24 protein-coding genes are annotated in these 24,088 nt (G+C 38.4%); 15 read left to right on the forward strand and 9 right to left on the reverse strand.

The annotated features are described in order from the left end of the window. Window positions 1-101: 101 nt before the first annotated feature. Entirely contained in the window at window positions 102-2,432 is a 2,331-nt protein-coding gene (locus K2F26_RS23210; RefSeq protein ID WP_220609669.1) for a type IV pilus secretin family protein, read from the forward strand. A 111-nt stretch (window positions 2,433-2,543) separates the two neighbouring features. Here K2F26_RS23210 and K2F26_RS23215 read toward each other — a convergent pair whose 3' ends face one another. Further along, window positions 2,544-2,876, reverse strand: coding sequence for a XisI protein (locus K2F26_RS23215; protein WP_220609670.1), 333 nt, complete (start codon window positions 2,874-2,876; stop codon window positions 2,544-2,546). Next, complete coding sequence (locus K2F26_RS23220; RefSeq protein WP_220609671.1) at window positions 2,867-3,274, reverse strand: XisH family protein; 408 nt, start codon at window positions 3,272-3,274, stop codon at window positions 2,867-2,869. Before K2F26_RS23220 ends, K2F26_RS23215 begins: the two co-directional genes overlap by 10 nt. A gap of 140 nt (window positions 3,275-3,414) precedes the next feature. Here K2F26_RS23220 and K2F26_RS23225 point away from each other — a divergent pair, with 140 nt between their 5' ends. The 5 genes from K2F26_RS23225 (at window position 3,415) to K2F26_RS23245 (ending at window position 7,806) form a co-directional block, all read left to right on the forward strand. Next, window positions 3,415-3,705 (forward strand): type II toxin-antitoxin system TacA family antitoxin, encoded by a 291-nt coding sequence (locus K2F26_RS23225; protein ID WP_220609672.1) that lies wholly within the window; start codon window positions 3,415-3,417, stop codon window positions 3,703-3,705. 2 nt (window positions 3,706-3,707) lie between these two features. Next, window positions 3,708-4,208, forward strand: a complete 501-nt coding sequence (locus K2F26_RS23230; protein ID WP_246605467.1) for a GNAT family N-acetyltransferase — start codon at window positions 3,708-3,710, stop codon at window positions 4,206-4,208. A 592-nt stretch (window positions 4,209-4,800) separates the two neighbouring features. After that, entirely contained in the window at window positions 4,801-5,085 is a 285-nt protein-coding gene (locus tag K2F26_RS23235) for an HU family DNA-binding protein (protein ID WP_096572272.1), read from the forward strand. Window positions 5,086-5,111: 26 nt separating this feature from the next. Then, a complete protein-coding gene (cobD, locus tag K2F26_RS23240; protein ID WP_194053832.1) occupies window positions 5,112-6,188 on the forward strand; it encodes a threonine-phosphate decarboxylase CobD in 1,077 nt (358 codons plus the stop codon). Window positions 6,189-6,285: 97 nt separating this feature from the next. After that, on the forward strand, window positions 6,286-7,806 hold the full coding sequence (locus K2F26_RS23245; RefSeq protein ID WP_220609674.1) for a dihydrolipoyl dehydrogenase family protein: 1,521 nt from the start codon (window positions 6,286-6,288) through the stop codon (window positions 7,804-7,806). Window positions 7,807-7,859: 53 nt separating this feature from the next. Here K2F26_RS23245 and K2F26_RS23250 read toward each other — a convergent pair whose 3' ends face one another. Further along, window positions 7,860-8,000, reverse strand: a complete 141-nt coding sequence (locus K2F26_RS23250) for a hypothetical protein (RefSeq protein ID WP_220609675.1) — start codon at window positions 7,998-8,000, stop codon at window positions 7,860-7,862. A gap of 183 nt (window positions 8,001-8,183) precedes the next feature. On the opposite strand from K2F26_RS23250, the gene K2F26_RS23255 reads away from it, so the two are divergent. After that, a complete protein-coding gene (locus tag K2F26_RS23255; protein ID WP_220609676.1) occupies window positions 8,184-8,759 on the forward strand; it encodes a Uma2 family endonuclease in 576 nt (191 codons plus the stop codon). A 154-nt stretch (window positions 8,760-8,913) separates the two neighbouring features. Here K2F26_RS23255 and K2F26_RS23260 read toward each other — a convergent pair whose 3' ends face one another. The 3 genes from K2F26_RS23260 to K2F26_RS23270 all read right to left on the reverse strand — a co-directional run bounded on the left by K2F26_RS23260 (window position 8,914) and on the right by K2F26_RS23270 (window position 11,975). Next, on the reverse strand, window positions 8,914-11,127 hold the full coding sequence (locus K2F26_RS23260; protein WP_220609677.1) for a glycoside hydrolase family 57 protein: 2,214 nt from the start codon (window positions 11,125-11,127) through the stop codon (window positions 8,914-8,916). 171 nt (window positions 11,128-11,298) lie between these two features. Further along, on the reverse strand, window positions 11,299-11,529 hold the full coding sequence (locus K2F26_RS23265) for a NifU family protein (RefSeq protein ID WP_220609678.1): 231 nt from the start codon (window positions 11,527-11,529) through the stop codon (window positions 11,299-11,301). A gap of 209 nt (window positions 11,530-11,738) precedes the next feature. Further along, window positions 11,739-11,975, reverse strand: a complete 237-nt coding sequence (locus K2F26_RS23270) for a hypothetical protein (protein WP_220609679.1) — start codon at window positions 11,973-11,975, stop codon at window positions 11,739-11,741. Between the two features lie 292 nt (window positions 11,976-12,267). On the opposite strand from K2F26_RS23270, the gene lepA reads away from it, so the two are divergent. The 3 genes from lepA to K2F26_RS23285 all read left to right on the forward strand — a co-directional run bounded on the left by lepA (window position 12,268) and on the right by K2F26_RS23285 (window position 16,920). Continuing rightward, entirely contained in the window at window positions 12,268-14,079 is a 1,812-nt protein-coding gene (lepA, locus tag K2F26_RS23275; RefSeq protein ID WP_220609680.1) for a translation elongation factor 4, read from the forward strand. Between the two features lie 430 nt (window positions 14,080-14,509). Continuing rightward, a complete protein-coding gene (locus tag K2F26_RS23280) occupies window positions 14,510-15,697 on the forward strand; it encodes a glycosyltransferase family 4 protein (RefSeq protein ID WP_220609681.1) in 1,188 nt (395 codons plus the stop codon). A gap of 164 nt (window positions 15,698-15,861) precedes the next feature. Then, on the forward strand, window positions 15,862-16,920 hold the full coding sequence (locus K2F26_RS23285; protein ID WP_220612004.1) for a cyanophycinase: 1,059 nt from the start codon (window positions 15,862-15,864) through the stop codon (window positions 16,918-16,920). 191 nt (window positions 16,921-17,111) lie between these two features. Here the strand turns inward: K2F26_RS23285 and K2F26_RS23290 are convergent, their stop codons facing one another. The 3 genes from K2F26_RS23290 to bcp form a co-directional block, all read right to left on the reverse strand. Beyond that, complete coding sequence (locus tag K2F26_RS23290; RefSeq protein ID WP_220609682.1) at window positions 17,112-18,284, reverse strand: IscS subfamily cysteine desulfurase; 1,173 nt, start codon at window positions 18,282-18,284, stop codon at window positions 17,112-17,114. A 15-nt stretch (window positions 18,285-18,299) separates the two neighbouring features. Further along, complete coding sequence (locus K2F26_RS23295; RefSeq protein ID WP_220609683.1) at window positions 18,300-18,956, reverse strand: type I restriction endonuclease; 657 nt, start codon at window positions 18,954-18,956, stop codon at window positions 18,300-18,302. Between the two features lie 92 nt (window positions 18,957-19,048). Beyond that, on the reverse strand, window positions 19,049-19,525 hold the full coding sequence (gene bcp / locus K2F26_RS23300) for a thioredoxin-dependent thiol peroxidase (protein ID WP_220609684.1): 477 nt from the start codon (window positions 19,523-19,525) through the stop codon (window positions 19,049-19,051). 108 nt (window positions 19,526-19,633) lie between these two features. On the opposite strand from bcp, the gene K2F26_RS23305 reads away from it, so the two are divergent. The 5 genes from K2F26_RS23305 (at window position 19,634) to K2F26_RS23325 (ending at window position 24,071) form a co-directional block, all read left to right on the forward strand. Then, window positions 19,634-20,473, forward strand: coding sequence for an FAD-binding domain-containing protein (locus K2F26_RS23305; RefSeq protein ID WP_220609685.1), 840 nt, complete (start codon window positions 19,634-19,636; stop codon window positions 20,471-20,473). A gap of 529 nt (window positions 20,474-21,002) precedes the next feature. Further along, entirely contained in the window at window positions 21,003-21,284 is a 282-nt protein-coding gene (locus tag K2F26_RS23310) for a DUF4258 domain-containing protein (RefSeq protein WP_220609686.1), read from the forward strand. A 17-nt stretch (window positions 21,285-21,301) separates the two neighbouring features. Beyond that, window positions 21,302-21,553, forward strand: a complete 252-nt coding sequence (locus K2F26_RS23315; protein ID WP_220609687.1) for a type II toxin-antitoxin system MqsA family antitoxin — start codon at window positions 21,302-21,304, stop codon at window positions 21,551-21,553. 543 nt (window positions 21,554-22,096) lie between these two features. Beyond that, complete coding sequence (locus tag K2F26_RS23320) at window positions 22,097-22,510, forward strand: hypothetical protein (protein ID WP_194053855.1); 414 nt, start codon at window positions 22,097-22,099, stop codon at window positions 22,508-22,510. 166 nt (window positions 22,511-22,676) lie between these two features. Further along, window positions 22,677-24,071, forward strand: a complete 1,395-nt coding sequence (locus K2F26_RS23325; protein WP_220609688.1) for a TldD/PmbA family protein — start codon at window positions 22,677-22,679, stop codon at window positions 24,069-24,071. Window positions 24,072-24,088 lie beyond the last annotated feature (17 nt).

Below are 24,088 nucleotides of genomic sequence, written 5' to 3' on the forward strand. Positions count from 1 at the left end.
TGTCACTTCCATGGCAATTCCATGTACAATGGATGACTATTAGATTTTGGCTTAATAAGTAGATATACAGACTGGTTTCTATTGAATGTGAGGAATGAACTGTGAAACAAGTTCATAGTAATGTTTTAGTTTCTAGTGCGGCAGCTTGTGTACTTTTAGCAGCACAGCCCGTTTTGGCACAGACAACTCAAATTACAGAAGTGAAACTAAATCCCGTTGATGGGGGAATTAGTGTAATTTTAAAGACATCTTCTGGAAATAAACCCCAGATTTTCACGACAAAAAGAGATAAAGCCTTAGTTGCAGATATTATTAATACTCAATTGCGTTTACCCCAAGGTAAGAGTTTCCGTCAAGAAAAACCCGCACCGGGTATAGCATTTGTAGAAGTTAATCAGTTAGAAGCTAACAGTGTGCGTGTTACCGTGATGGGTATTGATAACGCTCCTGCTGGTAAACCTGTAATCCGTGAAAATAACAATCTGACTCTTGGTTTTACTACGACAGGAGAAACAACAGCAGCAGCACCCACGACAACAAACACACCAAAAACAACAAACACAACAAACACAACCCCAACCACACCGAATACAGATACCATAGCATCAACACCCCCAACTCCCTCTGGAACTCCGTCCGAACCTGGTAAACAACCAGATGTGTTAGTACCCAACCCAGAAATAACAATAGATGGTAAAAAGGCACAACCAGCAGGACCAAATCAACCTTATAACCTAGAGCCTCCTTTTTTACCTAGAGCAGTTGCCCCACCAGTAGGAGATATTACAGTATCTAATATTGATACATCTCCTACTGTGATTGATTTAGGAACTCAGGAACGAGTACCGCGTTTGGTGTTGCGAGATGCACCTGTGAGGGAAGTTTTATCACTATTGGCTCGTGCTGCTGGACTTAACCTGGCTTATGTGGGAGCAGAAGGAGCAGCACCCACCGAAGGACAAACCATTAGTCAAAAAATTTCTTTAGATATTGAAAATGAACCGGTGCAGGATGTATTTAACTACGTTTTGCGCTTGAGTGGTTTAGAAGCTAACCGCAGTGGTAGGACAATTTTTGTTGGGGCTAAACTGCCTAATTCTACCCGTGATACAGTGATGCGGAGTTTACGACTCAATCAGGTAACGGTGGGTGTGGCTTTAAACTTTTTGGTAGGTTTAGGTGCGGAAAGTGCAGTGAGTCGTGAAAGACAAGTTACAAGTGTCAATGCTGTACCTGTGGGAGAGGGAGTTGCTCCCATTACCCAAACTCAAACAACTACTGAAACACAAATTGAGACGCAAAGAGTTGATTATAAAGACTCAACTCCTATGCTCAGAGGTTTACAGGCTTTGGGAGACGAGCGCACAAATTCTGTGACTTTGATTGGTTCTCCCAAAACAGTTGATATGGCAATATCTCAACTGACTCAGCTTGATATCCTTCGTCGTCAAGTGGTAGTTAATGTCAAAATTATTGATGTTAACCTCACAGGAGATCAGCTTTATAATACTAGCTTTGCCTTTGGAATTGGTAATAATTACTTTTCAGTCGATGGTGGTGCTGCCAGCCTAAACTTTGGCGGATCTAGACCTCCTACTAGTGCTGAAGCTAGAAATAGTGTACTGAGTACACCTACCACTACCAATCCACTGTCTTCGGCAAATGTGTTCATAGATCAAATAGATCCAGCTACAGGTAATCCAATTCCTGGTGTAAGTTCTAACCCACTAGCAACAGGGTTAACGGACTCTGGCGGATTTAGTTTACCTACATTTTTCCAATTTCCCAGACGACTTCTAGCAAGCTTGCAAGCACAAGTTACAAGTGGCAATGCTAAAATTTTGACTGACCCCACTTTAATTGTGCAGGAAGGTCAAACAGCTAATGTTAAACTAACTCAAGAAGTAATAGGAAACATCAAAAACGTAATCACTCGTGGTGAAGGTTCTACTACACAAACTATAACAGCAGAAAAAACCGATGTGGGTTTGACTCTGGCTGTGAAAGTAGATCGCATTGATGATAATGGCTTTGTTTCCCTGTCTGTTGCCCCTATAGTTAAAGCGCCTCAATCACCCGCAGACATTAACTTTGGCACAGGTTCTCAAAGAATCTTTTTGGTTTCTGAACGCTCCCTAAATTCTGGAACAATTCGTTTGCGAGATGGTCAAACCCTGATTTTATCGGGTATTATTCAGGACCAAGATCGTGCAACTGTCACCAAAGTTCCTATTTTGGGTGATATTCCCCTGCTGGGTTCACTGTTTAGAAGAACAAATAGAGAGAATGAACGCAGAGAAGTAGTTGTATTACTCACGCCACAGGTAATGGATGACTCTGAACGTTCTAGTTATGGTTATAACTACAATCCTAGTCCACAGGTGCGGGAGATGCTTGAGCGTCGGGGGTTGAGAGTTCCTGGTAGTCGGTAGACTGAGCAAATACCCGAATCATTAGACCTCTGGTGAAAAAGATGTAGGGACAATTCATGAATTGTCCCTACCAAAAGTTTCAGGTTACGCTTATGTAATTTTCGGCGATGTCTAATGGGTAGCAAATTCTGTAAATTCGCGCATTTCAGGAGAATGAAAAGCTAATACTATATCGTCTTTTGGTACGCCTTTTTCGAGTAGAAGTGTAGCAATTCCGACTTCAGTTCCATCATGTTGTATCCAAATTTTGCCGTTTTTAATGTCAATATGGATACTACAACCATGAGTGCGATTATTCCCACGCCAACCAGTGTGTAAGAGAAGATAGTGGTCGTTCTGGGTATCTATAACCGCTTGTGCTTCGATTTCTTCCGGTGTAAATCTTCTTTGAGCTTTTTCTAAAATTAGATTCTTAACTATTTCACGATACTCTTCTACTGCCATTTGACAATTATCTCCTGTTTTGGCTCATAAATGAGTAAGTTGATTTGGTTTCTAGCAATTACAGAACGGGTAAAACGTCGCTGAAAAAATGATTTGTAAATTGAATCGGGTATTGCCAGATATAGTTTTCTTTGTGGATCAAATTCTTCAAGAGCAAACTGGTAGTTAAGAAACTGCCCAAGGGCGGTATGAAATTCAGAAACGTTTGATCCGCTTATAAAGCTTTTGATTTCAACGGCAATCTTTTCTTCTGCTCGTTCAGCTGCTAACATCTGTGCAGCTAGGTCAATTTCAAAGTCCACATCTCCCACGCTTACCTCATAAGGATCAGCAGTTATTATCCATCCATCCTTCTCTAAAGCATTTCTCACTGCATAGTGAAAACGATCCTTTGCCATGTAACATTATCCTGATTTGTAACCTCAAAACATTAGTACCATTTTAATGTAACTTAGTACCCACACAACAATGTATTGACATTGTGTACACGAGTATTTATAGTAGGAGTAATGGAGTAATTAGAATTCAGGAAACTAAAATGGTAGCTTCCTTTGAAATGGATAATCCTGGACGCAATCAGGTTATTAATATTAGAGTTCAAGAAAAACAGCGTAATTTAATTGATTATGCTGCATCAATTCTGGGTAAAACTCGTTCTGATTTCATGCTAGATGTCGCTTGTAGAGAAGCAGAAAAAGTAATTTGTGATCAAACTTTTTTTGCTTTAGATGAAAAAAAATATCAAGAATTTATTGATATTTTAGATGCACCACCTAAAGCAGATGAGGAACTACGTAAGTTTTTAGCTGCTAAATCACCTTGGGATTAAGAATGGTGCAAAGGAAAATCATAGAAGCTCCTCAACCAATTAATTCTAGCCATGATATATCACAATTCAATTCAAGGTCAGAAACTTTAAATAATTGGTTGAGGGAAAAAGCATTTAAAAATGAGGGTGATACTGCTAGAACTTATGTAGTAATTTGTGAAAACAAAGTAATCGGTTATTACTGTTTGGCCAGTTCTGGTGTATATCACTCAGTGGCTATTAGAAAAGTCAAGCAAAATGCACCAGATCCAGTGCCTTGTATGATCATTGGTAGGTTAGCTGTTGATGAACAATGGGAAGGGCAAGGTATCGGATCTGGTTTATTAAGAGATGCAATTTTTCGGGTTTTACAAGCATCAAAAATTGTCGGAATACGATGTATTTTAGTTCATGCTAAAGATGAAGAAGCTAAACAATTTTATCTAAAACATAAGTTTAAGCCCTCACCGATAGAACCTTTAACATTAATGTTGCCTTTAAAAGATATTGTGGCGAACCTTTAAAAAGTATAAACGTTTCATTCAACGTCTCTAAAAGGCTTTTAAACTTTGTTTTGTGGTTCATTTACCTGACAATTGGGGAGCATCCCAAATGTGTAATTTGATTTTTTGGGAATCTTTGAATTGCTACAAAGTCCTAATATGAATGAACCGCAAAGAACGCAAAGGACACAAAGTTAAGAGGGTTTAAGAGGGTTTTTGGTATTGCTGAGTTGATTTTTTCAAAATTTGGATGCTCCCGAAAATTGCTGTACCCAATCACCAATCACCAATCACCTCTTCCCCAGTCCCCAATCCCCAGTCCCCAATCCCCAGTAAGCATTTATTCCTAAAAATAACCTGTTTCCAGGGCAACTATGCAGCAAAAAACACAATAAATTCTGAAATCTATATAAATTAATGCTTTCACCTATGCACTTCTGGCTACAACACCTTAGAATGATTCATTGAAAAGTCGAGCCAATCTGATTTACAGGGGTTTTGAGTGTAAATACTCTCAAAGGACGATTTTTGTAATGCGGCCAACAGAGATTTCCGTAAAGATCCGACAAAGTACATCTTGACTAAATCTCAAGTAAACCTCAAGGAGTTTGATATGAACAAAGGCGAATTAGTTGATGCAGTGGCAGAAAAAGCCAGTGTGACAAAGAAACAAGCGGATGCGGTGTTAACTGCTGCTATTGAGACAATTATTGAGGCTGTGGCTTCTGGCGATAAAGTCACCCTGGTAGGATTTGGTTCTTTTGAATCACGGGAACGCAAAGCCCGCGAAGGCCGCAACCCCAAAACCAATGAAAAAATGGAAATCCCAGCTACCAAAGTTCCTGCTTTCTCTGCTGGGAAGCTCTTTAGAGAAAGAGTAGCACCCCCAAAAGAGTAGGTTCTGTTCTAGGAAGTCTATTTTTGATGCGACAACAGGCACACGGGGGAAATTTAGCTTGGGCAGCGGCGTTAGCCGGCTGTTCCCCGGATGCTATTGTCGATTTTTCTGCCAGCATCAGCCCGTTGGGACCACCAGACAGCGTTATTGCTGCGATCGCCTCCCAATTTGGTAATCTAAGACACTACCCAGACCCAGATTACAGCGAACTCAAACACGCTCTGGGTCATTTCCATCAACTACCACCGGAGTGGATTTTGCCAGGCAATGGTTCGGCAGAATTACTGACTTTGTTAGGTAGGGAATTAGGACAATTAGCGGCTACAATATTAATAACTCCAGCCTTTGGCGATTATTACCGCACCCTAGCGGCTGATAATGCTAAAGTGCTAGAGTTTCCTATTTTGGGGACTGGGGATTGGGGACTGGGAAAGATTTATTCCGCATTTTCCTCAGATACCCCGTCTAAAAATTGTGGTTTATTGCTAAATAATCCCCACAACCCAACGGGTAAGCTATTTTTACGGGATGAGATTTTGCCCTACTTGAAAGATTTTGCTTTGGTGGTGGTGGATGAGGCGTTTATGGATTTTCTGCCTCCTGATCAGGAACAAAGTTTGATTGGATGGGTACAGGAATATGAGAATTTGGTAATATTGCGATCGCTCACCAAGTTTTACAGTCTACCTGGGTTAAGGTTAGGATATGCGATCGCTCACCCGGACTTGCTGAAAAAATGGCAATCATGGCGAGATCCCTGGCCTGTGAATACCCTAGCTGCTGCTGCTGCGATCGCTGCACTCCAAGATACAGACTTTCAACAACAGACCTGGAAATGGCTGCCACAGGCACGAAATCAACTTTTTCAGGGTTTATCGGCAATTAACGGATTAACACCCCTAGAAGGCACTGTTAACTACCTCTTGGTAGAGTCTCAATATTCCACCTCTGAGTTACAAGAAAAATTACTGCGACAGCACCAAATTTTAATTCGTGACTGTCGGAGTTTTAAAGAGTTGGGCGATCGCTTTTTCCGTGTCGCTGTCCGTTTCCAATCTGATAACCAACGCTTATTAACAGCCCTTAAATCAGTTATCAGGTGACTGGGGACTGGAGACTGGAGACTCGGTTATTTATTGCCCCTGTTCCCCGTTCCCTGTTCCCTGTTCCCCGTTCCCTGTTCCCTGTTCCCTATGACTAATGAAAATTGACTACGATATTGTAATTATTGGTGGTAGTATTACCGGATACCAAGCTGCCTTAACTGCAACCCAACTACAAGCGAAAGTTGCCTTGGTACAGCCTCAAGTCCACTATGAATTAAATTATCATTACCCACTCAGCGAACTAAGTAAAATCTCTCAGCAGTGCGTTGATATGGCAACTCTTGGCATTATTACCGAGAGTAAAAACATCAAATCAGATTTTCACCTGAACAAACCAATTAGCAATACTGGAGTATCAGAAAAATCGCAAATTTCCATCTTGCAACCGACTTGCAGCTATTCTTACCAGCAAGCGATGTTGTATCATCAAAGTATTGCAGCACATATAAACCAAATTAATTCTCTTGCTAATTTGTCTGCCCAAGGTGTTGATGTAATTATTGGTAATGGGAAATTTCAAACTTCTCCCAAGCTGAGTTTTGCAGTGAATGACAGAATTTTAAGCGCCCGTACCTATTTACTCGCTTGCGGTTCACATCCAAAAATTCCCGATATTGAAGGTTTAAACACTACAGATTATCTCACCTTAGCGAATATTTGGCAATATTTAGAAACACCAAACCCTCCAAAAAATTGGGTAATTATTGGTGGTTTACCCCAAAGTATTGAAATTGCCCAAACTTTAGCTAATTGGGGTTGCAACATCAATTTAATATTAAATCACTCCAGTGTTTTTTCCTATCTTGAACCAGAAATAAGACAATTATTGATAGCACAATTAGAAGCTGATGGTGTGCGTATTTTTAACCAAACAAGAGTCACCCAAATACGAAAAATTGAAGATAAAAAATGGGTGCAAGCTGGAGATCAAGCCATTGAAACTGATGAAATTTTAATTGCAACCGGACAACAACCAAACATAGAAAATTTAAATTTAGCAGCAGCAGGAGTCAAATGGCATCCAAGGCGTTTAGTTGTGAACAAAAAACTCCAAACTACAAATCATCGCATTTACGCTTGTGGTGATATTCTGGGTGGTTATGATATTGCCAACATTGCCAATTATGAAGCTAAAATTGCTGTGAAAAATGCTCTATTTTTTCCCAGACTTGAAGTTAATTATCGTTGTATTCCTTGGATAATATCTTCTCAACCAATGGTAGCGCAAATAGGGTTAACAGAATTACAAGCCAAAAGAAGATATGGTAAAAATCAAGTTTTAGTTTTTAAAAACTATTTCAAAACCTTAACAGCAGCACAAATTAAAAATGAAATTACAGGTATTTGTAAACTAATTGTTTTAGAAAATGGTCAAATATTAGGATGTTCTATATTTGGTGCAGAAGCGGAAGAATTAATAAACTTAGTAGCTTTAGCAATGTCAAAAAATCTGAAAATTGAGAACTTAGAAAATTTAGCTGTTGTTGATCCTAGCTTTTCAGAAATATTACAACAAACCGCAAGAGAATGGAATAAACAAAAGTTAAATAAGAACCATATTTTGCAAGAGTTTTTGCAAAGTTTCTTGCATTTTCGCAGAGATTGGAATTTATAATATTCAACAAAATATTCAACAATAGAAAATTCAAAATTCCCTTTCAAAAGGTTTTATTTGAGATTTAATACCCATTTTGCAAACGCAGATAAACGCAAATAAACGCGGATGATTTTATCAATTGATAATTGATAATTGATAATTGATAATTGTTTTATACAAAAATTAAACCCAGAAGCAAACAGATACAGCATATTTCATACCAGTGAGGTATAAACTCAAATCATAAAATCCTTGTGGAACAGGCATCCTGCCTGTTAACCTTGTACCTCATTTACCTCGAAACTGCTGTAAATGCAGATGATCTGATTGTTGGGTTTCCTTTCGTCAAGCCAACCTACTGAGATATAATATCTAATATTCAACAGGTAAGAATCATGACTTCTGTAACCTTACAAATCCCAAAATCATTAAAATTCACAGATGATGAATTTGTAGAAATAGTTGCAGCTAACAAAGATATACGCTTAGAATTATCTCATCAAGGGGAATTAATTGTTATGTCACCAACCGGAGGAGAAACAGGAGAAAGAAACTTAGAATTAAGCGGACAAGTTTGGTTTTGGAACAGAAAAAATAAATTAGGAAAAGCTTTTGATTCTTCCACTGGGTTTAAATTACCTCTTGGTGGTACTCGTTCCCCAGATGTCTCTTGGATAAAAATAGAAAGATGGAATGAACTGACACCAGAACAAAGAAAAAAGTTTTTACCTTTATCTCCTGATTTTGTAATAGAATTAGTTTCCGAAAGTGATGATTTAGCAGATACCCAAGCCAAAATGCGCGAATATATTGATAATGGTTTGCGTTTAGGTTGGTTATTAAATCCCAAAGATCAACAAGTAGAAATATATCGTCAAAATCAAGAAGTAGAAATATTAGAAAATCCGCAAAGTTTATCAGGAGAAGATGTTTTACCAGGTTTTATTTTAGATTTAACACCTATTTTTTAAACGCAAGGTTCGTAGTCAGGAATTTATTCCTTACTTAAGGACTGAAGTCCTCACTACGGAACTTCATCTACCTTTGCGTCTTTGCGTCTTTGCGTGAGATAAAAAAGATGTTGGGTTTCCTTTTGTCAACCCAACCTACTCCTTGATCTCCTTTCTATGGTACTTCAATGGGAATCAAAGAATTTTCCGGTAAATAACTGTGATAACAACCATCATCAGCTAAAACCAAAACCAACCTTACAGGATAGTCAGGAGGAACTTGCAAATCTGCCCAAGGTACTGCTATTTCTAAACAATTATTTAACGCCACTTGGGCGCGAGTTGCGCGGGGATGCCATTGATAATGTTCTCCTGCTTCTCGAAAATTAATTGTTTGGGAAAGTAGGTTAATTTCTAAGTGATGGTGAAAGAAATAATTAACGGGTGCAAGATCAGGAACTTCTGCTAAAGGTGCAGGACTATTGATCATTGGTCTATCGGGATAATACCACAATAAATTTAATTCTTTGGGTAGTTCTTTTCCTGGTGTGACACCGCTTTTAAAGTCTACTCGCACATAGAAATTTAGGTGATCTACTCCGTAAAAAATACGCTGGACTAAACTACTTTGGTGCATTGTTCCCCGTGAACCACCTACTTCTATTCTGCCGGCTTTATCCCAGTCTTGTTCATCTCCTTTACCGTCAAGTATGGGATGAATAAAACTTTCTGGACGATGATCTAATTTTGCTTCATGCACTTCTAAAGGTTGGGTTAAATAGGCTGGTATGGGTTCATTTAATGCTTTATAAATGCCATATAAATGTTCTCTAAATAGTTGATCAAATATGGCATCTTGATTTGATGAATGTCCTTCTCCAAACCACCAAAACCAATCAGAACCTTCAGCAGCATATAATGCTTCCCACGCAGCAGGGTTATTTTCTTCGGTTGCTTCGGGATGTTTTGCTAAGGTTTCTCTAGCATGGGTTAAATAGTCCCAAGCGCGGTTTTTTACAGGATCACCGATCCAAGTTGTAAAACTGCCATCTACCCATGAACCGCTATGTAATTTTTCACCATTTATAGTTGCTGTAGCGGGGTATTTTTCTAGAAATTCGGAAACAGTAACCAGTTTGATATTTTCTTGATTACTCAGGTTTTCATACAATGTTTCTAGGAAAATTTTACCGTCTTGGGGATAAAATTCCCAGCAATTTTCCCCGTCTAAAGCAATGGTAACTAACCAAGGTTGTGAAGTTGGGTTTTCTCTTTGTTTTCTGGCGATCGCCTGTAAATGTCCTACTAAGTCTGCGACCGCTTGTTTTGGCTGCATTGCACCATAAGTAAAACCAACTAAATCTGATAATCTATGATCCCGGAATACAATGGAAACCTCACCTGCGGGAGTTTGCAAACGATAGGGACGGTATAATAATTCTGATTGTTGTACATTTCCCGCCCCATCCCGATGAAAGAAATGTTGCAATGTCCAACCTAAAACCGCTTCATCTGAGCAAATCCATTTAAACCCTTGTTTGATAATATACGGTAAAATTTCTGGACTGACAGATTGTTCCGAAGGCCATAAACCCCTGGGAACTTGTCCAAACCTATCTTTATATAAATCCCAGGCTTTTTGTAAATGGCGGGGAATATCTTCCGCCCAGTGGAAACGCTGGTTAGGCAATGTCATTTGTGGCACTGCCACCCGTCCAGAGTTGGTATCAGCTAACAGGGGTAAAATGGGGTGAGTGTAGGGGGTGGTGGTAACTTCTAGCTGTCCAGTTTCCTGCATTTTCCGGTGTTGGGGAATAATGCGACTGAGGATTTGTTTTTGTTTAGAATAGATACGTTGGCGATCGCCTAAAGTAAAATTACGTCCTTGTTTTAACCAAGCTGCAATTTCTGGATCATCCCAAAATAAAGGATCAATCCACGCTAAATTATGCCAAGCTAATAAATCACTATAATCTACAGCTTGCCAATTTGCTAAACACCAAGATTGACCCTTTTCCTGTCTTTGATAATACAACTCGGCATAACGGGGATGGGGATCGATTAAAGTATGATGGTTAGCATCAAAAAAATGTTGAACTATAAACTCTTTTTGTTCTGTGGTTAACTGTTCCACAGGTGTTAAACTGGCAGTTAAATAAGGGTCAAAAGCATTTCCCGCAATATAATCTTCCAGTTGTAAAATTAAAGACGGTACTAAATTTACCGTTTGGTGTAATTTCGGATATTTTTCCAGCAATAATATTAAATCTAGATAATCCTTAGTACCATGCAACCTCACCCAAGGTAAGCGATACTGCTGACTCACAGGAGACTTGTACAGCGGTTGATGTTGGTGCCAAATAAACGCGACGTAAAGGGGATGAGACATGATCAATAATATGCTTTTCAGGATTTACTAATAATTTTCAATTATCAATAATGGTAATGGGTAATTGGTGATAGTTGATAGTTGATAGTTGATAGTTGATAGGGAAACATAAAATTGATTACCCAGTCACCAATCACCAATCACCAATCACCAGTCACCAATCACCTATCCCTAGATAACTTGTTCAATTTCTGCAATTTCGGGAATCATTTCTTTGAGACGGCGTTCAATACCCATTCTCAAAGTCATTTGTGAACTAGGACAAGAACCGCAAGCACCTTGTAACCGTAGTCTCACCACTGGTCCATCGAGTTCTACCAGTTCCACATTACCCCCATCAGACATCAGATAAGGGCGCATTTCATCTAATACAGTTTCAACGTTTTCAAGTGTCAATTCCATAGTTTTAGACCTGTTCAGTTAAGGACGGCTTTGAAAATGGGATTTGAAGATTATCCACCCATTTCCCAAAATATAACAGGAGTCAGGAGTCAGGAGTCAGGAGTCAGGAGTCAGGAGAATTTTAGATTTTAGATTTTAGATTTTAGATTGGATTCATGAAATACAATCCAAAATCCAAAATCCAAAATTTTATCCCCAGTCCCCAAATTTCAATCATTCCATTCTCCTCTAGGGGGAATAGGTGTGCGTATTGGTGTGCGAGTTAGTTCATCATCTCTAGGTATGTCGCCGCGTAACCATTGGCGGATGGCGACTTCTATCACCTTACTGGGATCATTGGTAAGATGCTGAATTTGAGCTATTAATTCAGAGTCTAGGCGTACCGCTATTTCTACCTTATCAGCGTGTATATTTTCCGCATCGTTAGGTTTATCTTGCATATTCATAGGTTTATACTTTCCAAAAAAATTACCAAACTCAGATGGCCAGTTTGTCAGTGGCAGTTTTAATATACAGTGTCATCATATCCTGAAAAATAATTCACCTGTCTGGGGACTGGGGACTGGGGACTGGGGACTGGGGATAAAATTCTTTACCTGTTACCTGTTACCTGTTACCTGTTCCCTGTTCCCTTCTTCCCCAATTACCCATTACCCATTACCCATTACCCAATAAAGCATTAAAATACATGAAGTAAATAGATTTAACTTTTGATTGCTGCTAAAGCAAAGATGGTATATGACTGACGTTCCCGCAGTTCGCATTCGCAATTTCTGTATTATTGCTCATATTGATCACGGTAAATCTACTTTAGCCGATCGCTTACTCCAAGCAACTGGCACTGTAGAAGACCGACAAATGAAGGAGCAGTTCCTCGATAACATGGATCTGGAACGGGAGCGCGGCATTACAATTAAGCTGCAAGCTGCCCGGATGAATTACACAGCTAAGGATGGTCAGCAGTACGTTTTAAACTTAATTGATACTCCTGGTCACGTTGACTTTTCCTATGAGGTTTCCCGTTCTCTGGCTGCTTGTGAGGGTGCTTTATTGGTTGTGGATGCCTCCCAAGGGGTAGAAGCGCAAACTTTAGCAAATGTGTATTTAGCACTGGAGCATAATTTAGAAATTATCCCGGTTTTAAATAAAATTGATTTACCAGGAGCAGAACCAGATCGGGTAATCAGCGAAATTGAAGAAATTATCGGTTTAGATTGTAGTGGGGCAATTTTAGCTTCTGCTAAGGAGGGAATCGGTATTCCTGAGATTTTAGAGGCGATTGTGGAGCGTGTACCCCCAGCAGCTAATACGGTTGATGAGCCTTTAAGGGCGCTGATTTTTGATAGTTACTACGATAGCTACCGGGGTGTAATTGTTTATTTCCGGGTGATGGATGGGACGGTGAAAAAGGGCGATCGCATCTATTTGATGGCATCGGGTAAGGAATATGAAATTGATGAGTTAGGTGTCCTTTCTCCCACCCAAAAACAAGTTGAAGAACTCCATGCAGGAGAAGTAGGTTATTTAGCCGCCTCTATTAAAGCTGTGGCTGATGCACGGGTAGGTGACACTATCACCTTGTCTAAGGCTAAAGCCACAGAACCTTTACCCGGTTACACTGAAGCTAACCCAATGGTATTTTGTGGGATGTTTCCCATAGATGCAGATCAATTTGAAGATTTGCGGGAAGCTTTGGAAAAACTGAGATTGAATGATGCAGCTTTGCAATATGAACCGGAAACTTCTAGCGCAATGGGGTTTGGTTTCCGTTGTGGGTTCTTGGGTTTGCTACACATGGAAATTGTCCAAGAACGGTTAGAGCGAGAGTATAACCTGGATTTAATTATTACAGCCCCATCTGTGGTTTATAAGGTGATAACGATCAAGGGTGAGGAACTGTATATTGATAATCCTAGCCATTTACCTGCACCTAATGACCGGGAAAGAATTGAAGAACCTTATGTACAGGTAGAAATGATTACTCCTGAAACTTATGTTGGTACTTTAATGGAGTTATCACAAAACCGTCGGGGTATTTTCAAAGATATGAAATATCTGACCCAAGGACGGACTACACTGACTTATGAGTTACCTTTGGCAGAAGTTGTGACAGACTTTTTTGACCAAATGAAATCGCGATCGCGTGGTTATGCCAGTATGGAATATCATATGATTGGCTACCGTGAGAATCATTTGGTGAAGTTGGATATCATGATTAATGGTGATCCGGTAGATTCTTTAGCGATGATTGTGCATAGAGATAAAGCCTACAATGTTGGCAGAGCAATGGCTGAAAAGCTCAAAGAACTGATCCCACGTCATCAATTTAAAGTTCCCATTCAGGCAGCTATTGGTAGTAAAGTTATTGCCAGTGAACATATCCCGGCTATGCGGAAAGACGTTTTAGCTAAGTGCTACGGTGGTGACATCAGCCGGAAGAAGAAACTTTTGCAGAAACAAGCCAAGGGTAAAAAACGGATGAAAGCTGTGGGTACGGTGGATGTACCCCAGGAAGCGTTTATGGCGGTGTTGAAGTTAGACCAAAGTTAATGTTATGAGGTGACAGGTGACAGGTGACAGGTGACAGGTGACAGCAGAGATGGGGAGAAATTTCTTTACCTACTCCCTGTTCCCTGTTCCCTGTTCCCTGTTCCCTGTTCCCTCTCACCCAGATATTTGCAAATTTAAAAGCTTTATCAACCTGGTTTTCTGATGAAATCGGGTTTTTTTTGTATTTATAAATCGCAAATTTATGTGATAAGCTTTATCAAAAAACTATTTATTAAAAAAAAACGAAAAATTTTACTGGTCTAGGATGGCGAAAATCAGTATCTAGTCAAAAAAAGTTTAAAAAGCTGGTAAAACTTTCTGCTTCCTTGCACTGGTAATAGTCGCAGCTATTGTCACACTTTGTATTTTGACATAAATGTAGTTTTTTTTAGTTTTTTAAATTTTTGTAAATGTTCGGGGAGTAGAATCAATGAAGATACTGGTACTAAGTTGGGAATTTCCACCAAGGTTAGTGGGAGGAATTGCCCGTCATGTAGCAGAATTATACCCGGAATTGGTCAAGTTAGGGCATGAGATTCACCTGATTACGCCAGAAGTAAAACAAGCATCACTGTATGAAGTAGTTGAGGGTATTTATGTACATCGAGTACCAGTAGCCCATAGTCATGATTTTTTTCACTGGGTAGTAAATTTAAATGAGAGTATGGGACATCACGGTGGTAAATTGATGTTAGAGGAAGGACCATTTGATATTATTCATGCCCATGATTGGTTAGTTGGAGATGCAGCGATCGCTCTCAAGCATACCTTTAAAGTTCCTCTCATTGCTACCATTCACGCCACAGAATATGGACGATGTAACGGGATTCATAATGATATCCAAAGCTACATTTGTAATAAAGAAAATTCGTTGGCTTATAACGCTTGGCGCATCATTGTTTGTACTGAATATATGCGAGGAGAAGTAGTCAGAGCATTAAATAGTCATGGTGATAAAATCGACGTGATTTTTAATGGGATTCGTCCTGAAAAAAAGCAGCATCACCGAGATTTTCATGCTCAAGATTTTCGTCGTCAATTTGCCGCAGATCATGAAAAAATTGTTTATTACTTGGGCAGGATGACTTATGAAAAAGGTATACCTGTATTGCTGAATGCTGCTCCCAAGGTACTTTGGGAAATGGGCGGTTACGTTAAATTTGTGATAGTTGGTGGTGGTAATACTGACCATTTAAAAAGGCAAGCTTGGGATTTAGGAATTTGGGATAAATGTTATTTTACTGGTTTTCTTTCTGATGACTACTTGGATAAATTTCAAACCTTAGCTGACTGTGCAGTTTTTCCTAGTCTTTATGAACCTTTTGGTATTGTAGCTTTAGAAAGTTTTGCTTCTAGAGTTCCGGTTGTGGTTTCAGATACGGGTGGTTTTCCGGAAGTAGTACAACATACGAAAACTGGAATTGTAACTAAAGTAAATAATCCAGATTCTTTAGCATGGGGAATTTTAGAAGTTTTGAAAAATCCAGGTTATCGACAATGGTTGATAGATAACGCTTATGAAGATTTAGAACGAAGATTTCGCTGGCCACAATTAGCAAAAGAAACGGAAGCTGTATATGAGAAAGTGGTGAAAGAGCGATCGCAAGTTGATTGGTAATTAAACACAAAGTAAAACTGAGGTTTTCGCAGGGTAGTGGAGATAATATTAATTACTCTGCGTTTTTTGGCGTGAAAAAACAGTACAAAGGTTGTACGCTGGGAATTTACCCCTTGGGAGTGCGAGAGTTAGAAATGATGGCTGTTTGCTTCACATTTCTGAATATGACCAAGGCATTCCCAAATATAGCCAAGTGCTTGAGAAAAGCAAAAACTATGTTGTTGAAGATGGGAACCTTCCTCATATCCCACTTTACAGCAAACCTAAACCGCTACTTTGAAAAAATTAGCCGTGATGTTAGTCCACCGTTACCAAACCCCAATTATAGACCCAATTATAAAGTTCCTTTATTAGCTGGACCTGTACATAATTTGGGTGGGGGTGGTCCTGATATTGATGATGCAATTCAATGGATGATAAATGAAGTTAGGGGAGGTGCTAATTCAGACAAAAAAGTTAATGTTGTTGTCATTCGTGCTGCTGGTAACGATGATTATAATCAGCTAATTTATAACATGAGAGGGGTGAATTATGTAGAAACTTTGATCATCAGAAACAGACAAGAAGCAAATAAAACGGATATTTTTGATAAAGTCAGAAATGCTGGTGTAATTTTCTTTGCTGGTGGTGATCAATGTGAATATATCCGCAACTGGAAAAACACGAAATTAGAAGCTGCCATCAAATCAGTTTATGATAAGGGTGGGGCGATTGGTGGCACGAGTGCAGGGGCAATGATTCAAAGTGAATTTGTTTATGATTCTTGCGCTTGTGAAGATAGTATTGAAACTAACGAAGCACTGGAAGACCCCTATAGGAATATTACCTTTACCTATAACTTTTTCCAGTGGAAGTATTTGCGAAAAACGATTATTGACACCCATTTTGATGAACGCAAAAGAATGGGGAGAATTATGGTATTTATTGCCCGACAAATTCAAGATGGTGTGTCTGATACTGCATTAGGAATAGCTATTAGTGAAGAAACATCTTTACTTGTAGATAAATATGGAATTGCCAAAGTTATGGGGAGGGGTTCAGTTTATTTTATTCTTGGAGATCATCCCCCAGAAGTTTGTGAACCAGGAAAACCTCTGACATATTATGATTATAAAATTTGGCGATTTCCTAGAGGTGAAACTGTTGATTTGAATAACCTACCATCTAGAGGATATTATTTTAGAAGTGTGAAGCGGGGAAGATTTGATTCCGATCCTTATTGAGTCATGGGATTTTGGATTTTGGATTTTGGATTTCTCGTTTCCATGCTCTGTATGGAAATGAATAAAGGAAGACTCTGGCTTCTGTTTTATTGGAGTCAGAGACTCTATTCATGCATTCCCAGTCAGAGACTGGGAACGAGACAAAATGAATGAACCGCAAAGTACGCAAAGTACGCAAAGGAAGAGAAGGTTTAGCGGGAAGGAAGTAATGAGGAATTTCTTAAACTTTTCACGGTAGTAATTAAATGTTCGGCAACTTGATCAATTTCCTCAACAGTATTAAATCGCCCAATACCAAATCTTACAGAAGCATAAGCTAATTTTTCCGAATGTCCTAACGCTGTTAAAACATAGGAAGGTGCAACATTATTGGAAGAACAAGCAGAACCGGAAGATACTGCTACTATTGGTTGCAAACCTAAAGAAAGTGCAGCACCGTCCACACCTTCCACACTAATATTTAAATTTCCCGCTAACCTTCTTTCTGGATGTCCATTAAGATAAATTCCCTCTAAAGTTGATAACTGTTTCCACAGTCTTTCTCTTAATTCTTTTAACCTCAAATTTTCCGTTTCTTGTTCTGTTAAAGCAATTTCCACCGCTTTACCAAAACCTACAATTTGCGGTGTGTATAAAGTTCCAGAACGCATCCCTCTTTCATGGCCTCCCCCGTGTTGTTGTGCTGCTAATTTCACTCTGGGGTTACGTCTGCGAACATATAAAGCACCAATACCTTTGGGTCCATAAACTTTATGGGCAGTTAAAGACATTAAATCAATGTTTAATGCTTGCACATCTAAGGGGATTTTACCAATAGCTTGGGCTGCATCTGTATGAAATATAATTTCTTTTTCCCGGCAAATTTTACCGATTTCTGCTAAAGGTTGTAAAACACCAATTTCATTATTTGCAGCCATGACAGATACTAAAATTGTATCATCACGCAAGGCTTTTTCTAATTGTTCTAAATCAATTAATCCATCTTTTTGGACTGGGAGAATTGTAATTTCAAAACCCATGTTTTGTAAATATTCACAAGGGTCTAAAACTGCTTTATGTTCCGTTGCTAAAGTAACAATATGTTGACCTTTGGAAAAATAAGCTTCTGCGACACCTTTGATAGCTAAATTATTCGCTTCCGTTGCACCACTGGTAAAAACAATTTCTTCTGGGTTAGCGTTAATCGCATTTGCTAAAATCTCCCTGGTTTGTTTAACAGCAGCTTCACCTTCCCAACCGTAAACATGACTAATACTAGCAGGATTTCCAAACTTTTCTGTAAAGTAAGGTATCATGGCATTTAGTACCCTTTTATCTACGGGGGTGGTAGCGTGATTATCGAGGTAGATGGGACGATTAGACATAACTAAACTCAACAATTAAGTTAATATTTTACCGATTTTTTTGAGGATTTTGAGAACTTGATATAGTTCGTTTTCACGTCTATATAAAGTGAATCTATCAGACAAAGCATAACAAAGTTTATCAGTTTGAGTGAGTTTGAGAAATTGAAAGTCTTCACCATTAATTACTAATGAATATAGCGGATAATTCGGGTGAGGATTAGCCAACATATAGGTAAGTGCTTGGGGTATGGCTTTAGCTAAGGAAAAATTAGTTCTTTTGGCTTCAATTACTAATAGCCATAACTTATCTTGCAGAACTAAAACATCTATTTTACCTTTAATAATCTCTGTAATTTCTTCTTTGGTTTCTTCATCATCTGTAAAGATTGTTTCACTAATTTCTATAGGTTCTTCTGTGGCAATATAAAAAGGAGATTCATAGAAACCAGCTAAATCTAGTAAGGGAGATAATACCACTAATTTAACGGCATCTTCTAAAGGACTAGATTTTTCTACCAAGTTCAGATAATTCTTTTTTACTCGGTCTAAATATTGCTGTTCTAATTCTGAGATGTTAGGTAAATCTGTTTGCCATTCTGTAAAAAAAAGTTCGTCTTTAGATTTGTGCAGGGCAAATTTTTGTTTTAATTCCGCAAGGGTAATATTCTGTGCTTGGATAATCTGAACCATATTTATCAAAAAATAAGATACAGGTCTATTCCTATTATAAAGCATGGATGATTATTTTCAGGAGGGAGCGATAAATCGCTCACTACAAACTGTTATTTGGTGGTTAATTCTTGTAATTTTTTCAAGACTGCTTGTGCATGACCTTTTGTTTTGACGTTTGGCCAAGAATGGGCAATGATTTTATCAGGTGAAATCAAAAATGTAGACCGGGCAACACCCATATATTCTTTACCCATAAATTTCTTTAAACGCCATCCACCATAAGCTTCAATTAATTGATGTTCGGGGTCACTTAATAGGGTAATTTCTAAGTTATGTTTGGCGATAAATTTGCAATGGGATTTACTTGAATCTGGACTTACACCGATGATTTTAGCACCTAAAGCGGTAAATTCTGCGGCTAAATCTGTAAAATCTTTGGCTTCTGTGGTACATCCGGGGGTGTCATCTTTGGGGTAGAAATAAAGGACTATCCACTGATTTAATTCAGATAGTTTAACAAGGTTATCGTTTTGATCTGGTGTGGAAAAATCTGGTGCAGGTTGTCCAATTTCGGGAATGTTGGTCATAATGAAATGATGAAAGATAAATTGATATAATTTAGAGGATAATACAGTTATATTTAAATTGCTACTGTTGGCAATTTTGATGACATTTAAGTCTAAACCAAGAACACTATGTTACGTGATTTCACTAACCGAGATGAGTTAATAGCTTACCTGCGCGAACAATTTCCCCAGTCCGCAGAACGAGATGATCATATCAGCGAAACTGTTGGTGGAAGGAAAGCAGCAAAAGCAAAGCTAAAACAAGTAGATCCTGTTGCATACGCAAAAACACGCAATTCTTTAAATGGTGCTGTTACTAGGTTATCACCTTATATTCGTCATGGCGTTTTAAGTTTGCGAGAAATTAGAGATGATATTTTAGATCGTGTGCAAAATCCAGAGGATGCGAGTAAATTAATTAATGAATTAGGATGGCGTGATTATTGGCAAAGGTTATATATTAAACTGGGAAAAGGTATTTGGGAAAATCAAGAAGAATACAAAACCGGTTATCAAGTAGCAGACTACGCTGCAAAATTACCATCAGATATTATTGAAGGTAAAACCGGACTGGTTTGTATTGATAGTTTTAGTCAAGAATTACGAGAAACTGGCTATTTACACAACCATATTAGAATGTGGTTAGCGGCTTATATTATCCATTGGCGACGTATTCAATGGCAAGCCGGCGCAAAATGGTTTTTACAACATTTGTTAGATGGTGATCCTGCGAGTAATAATATGTCATGGCAATGGGTAGCGAGTACCTTTAGTCATAAACCTTATTTTTTCAATCGGGAAAATTTGGAACGTTACACAAAAGGGGTTTATTGTCGTCAATGTCCGCTTTATGGTAAGTGTGATTTTGAAGGTAGTTATGAGGAGTTGGAAGCGCGACTTTTTCCCAAGGGTGAGTTTAGTAAAAAACCCAATAGTCAAAGTTGGCAGAAGGGGAAAAAAGGAAGGTAAAATTTTCTGAATTTTACATTTGTCAGAATCAGGATAACCAGGATTAAAGGATTTACAGGATGTAATTTTTAGATGGTTTGTTGGTGATGAAAGTTGCATTTGTTTGAATCAGGATAACCAGGATTAAAGGATTTACAGGATGTAATTTTTAGATGGTTTGTTGGTGATGAAAGTTGCATTTGTCTGAATCAGGATAACCAGGATTAAAGGATTTACAGGATGTAATTTTTAGATGGTTTGTTGGTGATGAAAGTTGCATTTGTCTGAATCAGACAAATTTAGGCTTGACAAGTCGAAATAATTATTGTACACTTATGTTATGAGTGGAAATCTGTGGGCGCAATATATATAGGGTTTTAAACTTCCAACATCGTTATTTTCACCCACGTCAAAAAATCCCCACCACCAATTTATCAAACCCATCATGAAAATCCTTAAATCCTGGATATCCTGATTCTGACAAAAATATTTACAGGATTGTGATAGTATCATTACCGAACCAATCCTGAAAACCAACAAAAATCATGTTATGTTCGACGAAATCTTACAAAAAATCAAGGAGAAAATTACATCACTTCAATATGTAATGACACTCCATGCAGAAGAAGAAATGAACGACGATAATTTAACCATATATGACATCGAACGAAGTATCCTCAATGGTGAAATTATAGAACGTCAAAAAGATAGAATTACCGCAGAATCAAAATACCGCATTAGAGGAGTAACCACCGACGGAGTAGAAATAGAAATTATCACCAAACTCAGTTTAAGTGGAAAATTAGTTATCATTACAGTATACACTGTTTAAAATTAGGTAACAGAAATATGAAATGCGATATTTGTAATAGTGAAGGTGTACATATCCGCAACGTTACCAGAACCTATGGAAAAGGGGAAGAACTGCTAGTAATTGAAAATGTACCTGTTATTAGCTGTCCTCATTGCGGTGAAAGTTACATGACAGCAGAAACATTACATAAAATTGAACAAATTAAACTCAACCGTAAAAATCTTGCAGTTGCACGTTTTGTAGATGTTGTCAGTTTAAATACAGATAATTCACCTATTTTTGTCTGAATCAGGATAACCAGGATTATAGGATTTACAGGATGTAATTTTTAGATGGTTTGTTGATGAAAATTGTATTTGTCTGAACCAGGATAACCAGGATTAAAGGATTAACAGGATGGTAATTTTTAGATGGTTTGTTGGTGATGAAATTTGCATTTGTCTGAATCAGGATAACCAGGATTAAAGGATTAACAGGATGGTAATTTTGAGATAGTTTAAATAATTCAGAAAACAATCATTCAACAACATCCTCAAAAATCCTATTCATCCCACCAAAAATCATTCAAAAACATCCTGTACATCCTCAAATCCTGGACATCCTGATTCAGACAAAAAAATCCTATTCATCCCACCAAAAATCATTCAAAAACATCCTGTACATCCTCAAATCCTGGACATCCTGATTCTGACTGTACCCATTCGTCAACGGGATAATAGCATTCCTGAAAAATTAGCGGAGGTGATAGATTTAGCTTTAACCGAAAAACCGCAAATTTATTTTCAAAGTGCGCTAGAATTTAAGGAAGCTTTGTTAAAATCTATCTGAATATGAATAAACCAATTATTTGGATAAATGGAGATTGTTTAAGTCCTCAAAACCCAACTTTACAAGAATATCCTAACACCCCAGCAATTTGGGTTTGGGATGATGCTTTAATAGAAGAGTGGCAATTAAGTTTAAAAAGGATAACTTTTATATATGAGTGTTTGCTAGAATTACCTGTAGAAATTCGTCGGGGAAATGTAGCCGAGGAAATTATTAAATTTGCTCAAGAAAATGATGCTAAATTGGTGGTAACTACGGATAGTCCCAGTCCCAGATTTGATGATATTTGTGATCAGATTGAAAAGAAATTGAAATTAGAAATATTTGAAGTTGAACCGTTTTTTGATTATGATGGTTTTATTGATTTAAAACGGTTTTCCCGTTATTGGAAAGTAGCTGAAAAATATGTTTTTTGATGAACAAAATACATGATACAAACTTGATTATAAAACTGTAAATCATCTGCGTTCATCTGCGTTCATCTGCGTTTAATTATTATATTCCCATATATTGTGCCATTAATAGTAAAATTGGAATAAATAGTTAGGAACTAAGTATATTTTATAATCCTCACTAACCAGAATGCCTAAACTCCTTGCTGACATCCAAAATTTACTCTCTGATTTAATCACTCGCTATTCCTCCCGTGTCGATTATCTCATGATTCGCTTAGAAGAAGCTGAAGGAACAGATATTTTATTGCGTGGTGAAAAGGTAGAAACCCTCAGCGAAGGTATTTCTATCGGTGGCCATGTTCGCGCTTGTCATAAAGGTGGCTGGGGTTTCAGTAGTTTCAACCAGTTAGCTACTATCGAAGAACGAATAGAAGAAGCGATCGCTGCTGCTAGGATAGTGGGAGATGAAGAAACCATCCTCGCACCCATTGATCCCATCCAAGCATTATGTAATTTACCCCTCACAGGTATTGATCCCCGTACAGTTTCCCTGAAACAAAAAAAAGAACTGTGCGATCGCTACACCGAATTATTAAAAAGCATTGATTCTCGCATCACCACTACCTCAGTCCACTATGGTGACAGTTCCCAAAGAGTAATTATTGCTACTTCAGAAGGAACATTAATAGAGCAATCTTGGGTAGATATGGAAATGCGTTTTGCAGCGACAGCAAGAAATGGTGACACTGTACAAACAGGGAGAGAAACTACAGGATCACGCAAAGCTTTTGAAGATTTAGTCAATTTAGATACTCAAGTTAAAAGCGCAGCCGAAAGAGCAGTAACAGCTTTATCCTTACCATCAGTTAAAGGTAACACTTATACCGTCGTCATTGACCCCATACTTACAGGTTTATTTGTTCATGAAGCTTTTGGACATCTTTCCGAAGCAGATATGGCCTATGAAAACCCTGATTTATTAGAGGTTATGACCCTGGGAAGGCGTTTTGGTTCAGAAGAACTACAAATTTTTGATGGTGCTGCACCCCAAGGTCATAGAGGTAGTTATTTTTACGATGATGAAGGCACACCTGCCACAACTACGCAATTAATCAAAGATGGTGTGTTAGTGGGACGTTTGCATTCTCGTGAAACTGCGGGTAAATTAGGCGAAGCACCCACAGGTAACGCCCGTTGTCTCGATTATCACTACTCCCCCATTGTACGGATGACAAATACCTGGATAGAAAGAGGCAAAACCCCAGTAGCAGATTTATTCACAGATATCAAAGAAGGAGTATATGCACGTAACTGGTTAGGGGGGATGACAAACGGGGAAATGTTCACCTTTAGCGCAGGTGAAGCGTGGATGATTAGAAATGGCGAAATAGCTGAACCTGTAAAAGATGTTACCCTTTCCGGTAATGTTTTTCAAACCCTTGCAGATATCGAAGCCATAGGTGATGATTTTTACTGGGATGAGTCCGGTGGATGTGGTAAAGGTGGACAAAACGGTTTACCTGTAGGTTGCGGTGGTCCTTCTTTGCGTATTCGAGATGTGGTTGTGGGGGGAGAAAGCTAACTAATTGATAATTGACA

It is taken from the genome of Sphaerospermopsis torques-reginae ITEP-024 (assembly GCF_019598945.1).
Taxonomy (GTDB): Bacteria; Cyanobacteriota; Cyanobacteriia; order Cyanobacteriales; family Nostocaceae; genus Sphaerospermopsis.

Bases quoted from the DNA above. Each gene is read 5' to 3' on its own strand.
- K2F26_RS23305 (WP_220609685.1), top strand. From the start codon at position 19,634: ATGTTACGTGATTTCACTAACCGAGATGAGTTAATAGCTTACCTGCGC.
- K2F26_RS23215 (WP_220609670.1), bottom strand. From the start codon at position 2,876: ATGGCAGTAGAAGAGTATCGTGAAATAGTTAAGAATCTAATTTTAGAA.
- K2F26_RS23235 (WP_096572272.1), top strand. From the start codon at position 4,801: ATGAACAAAGGCGAATTAGTTGATGCAGTGGCAGAAAAAGCCAGTGTG.
- K2F26_RS23290 (WP_220609682.1), bottom strand. From the start codon at position 18,284: ATGTCTAATCGTCCCATCTACCTCGATAATCACGCTACCACCCCCGTA.
- K2F26_RS23285 (WP_220612004.1), top strand. From the start codon at position 15,862: ATGACCAAGGCATTCCCAAATATAGCCAAGTGCTTGAGAAAAGCAAAA.
- K2F26_RS23225 (WP_220609672.1), top strand. From the start codon at position 3,415: ATGGTAGCTTCCTTTGAAATGGATAATCCTGGACGCAATCAGGTTATT.
- K2F26_RS23250 (WP_220609675.1), bottom strand. From the start codon at position 8,000: ATGCTGTATCTGTTTGCTTCTGGGTTTAATTTTTGTATAAAACAATTA.
- bcp (WP_220609684.1), bottom strand. From the start codon at position 19,525: ATGACCAACATTCCCGAAATTGGACAACCTGCACCAGATTTTTCCACA.
- K2F26_RS23295 (WP_220609683.1), bottom strand. From the start codon at position 18,956: ATGGTTCAGATTATCCAAGCACAGAATATTACCCTTGCGGAATTAAAA.
- K2F26_RS23260 (WP_220609677.1), bottom strand. From the start codon at position 11,127: ATGTCTCATCCCCTTTACGTCGCGTTTATTTGGCACCAACATCAACCG.
- lepA (WP_220609680.1), top strand. From the start codon at position 12,268: ATGACTGACGTTCCCGCAGTTCGCATTCGCAATTTCTGTATTATTGCT.
- K2F26_RS23325 (WP_220609688.1), top strand. From the start codon at position 22,677: ATGCCTAAACTCCTTGCTGACATCCAAAATTTACTCTCTGATTTAATC.
- cobD (WP_194053832.1), top strand. From the start codon at position 5,112: ATGCGACAACAGGCACACGGGGGAAATTTAGCTTGGGCAGCGGCGTTA.
- K2F26_RS23245 (WP_220609674.1), top strand. From the start codon at position 6,286: ATGAAAATTGACTACGATATTGTAATTATTGGTGGTAGTATTACCGGA.
- K2F26_RS23270 (WP_220609679.1), bottom strand. From the start codon at position 11,975: ATGAATATGCAAGATAAACCTAACGATGCGGAAAATATACACGCTGAT.
- K2F26_RS23265 (WP_220609678.1), bottom strand. From the start codon at position 11,529: ATGGAATTGACACTTGAAAACGTTGAAACTGTATTAGATGAAATGCGC.
- K2F26_RS23310 (WP_220609686.1), top strand. From the start codon at position 21,003: ATGTTCGACGAAATCTTACAAAAAATCAAGGAGAAAATTACATCACTT.
- K2F26_RS23320 (WP_194053855.1), top strand. From the start codon at position 22,097: ATGAATAAACCAATTATTTGGATAAATGGAGATTGTTTAAGTCCTCAA.
- K2F26_RS23280 (WP_220609681.1), top strand. From the start codon at position 14,510: ATGAAGATACTGGTACTAAGTTGGGAATTTCCACCAAGGTTAGTGGGA.
- K2F26_RS23220 (WP_220609671.1), bottom strand. From the start codon at position 3,274: ATGGCAAAGGATCGTTTTCACTATGCAGTGAGAAATGCTTTAGAGAAG.
- K2F26_RS23230 (WP_246605467.1), top strand. From the start codon at position 3,708: ATGGTGCAAAGGAAAATCATAGAAGCTCCTCAACCAATTAATTCTAGC.
- K2F26_RS23315 (WP_220609687.1), top strand. From the start codon at position 21,302: ATGAAATGCGATATTTGTAATAGTGAAGGTGTACATATCCGCAACGTT.
- K2F26_RS23255 (WP_220609676.1), top strand. From the start codon at position 8,184: ATGACTTCTGTAACCTTACAAATCCCAAAATCATTAAAATTCACAGAT.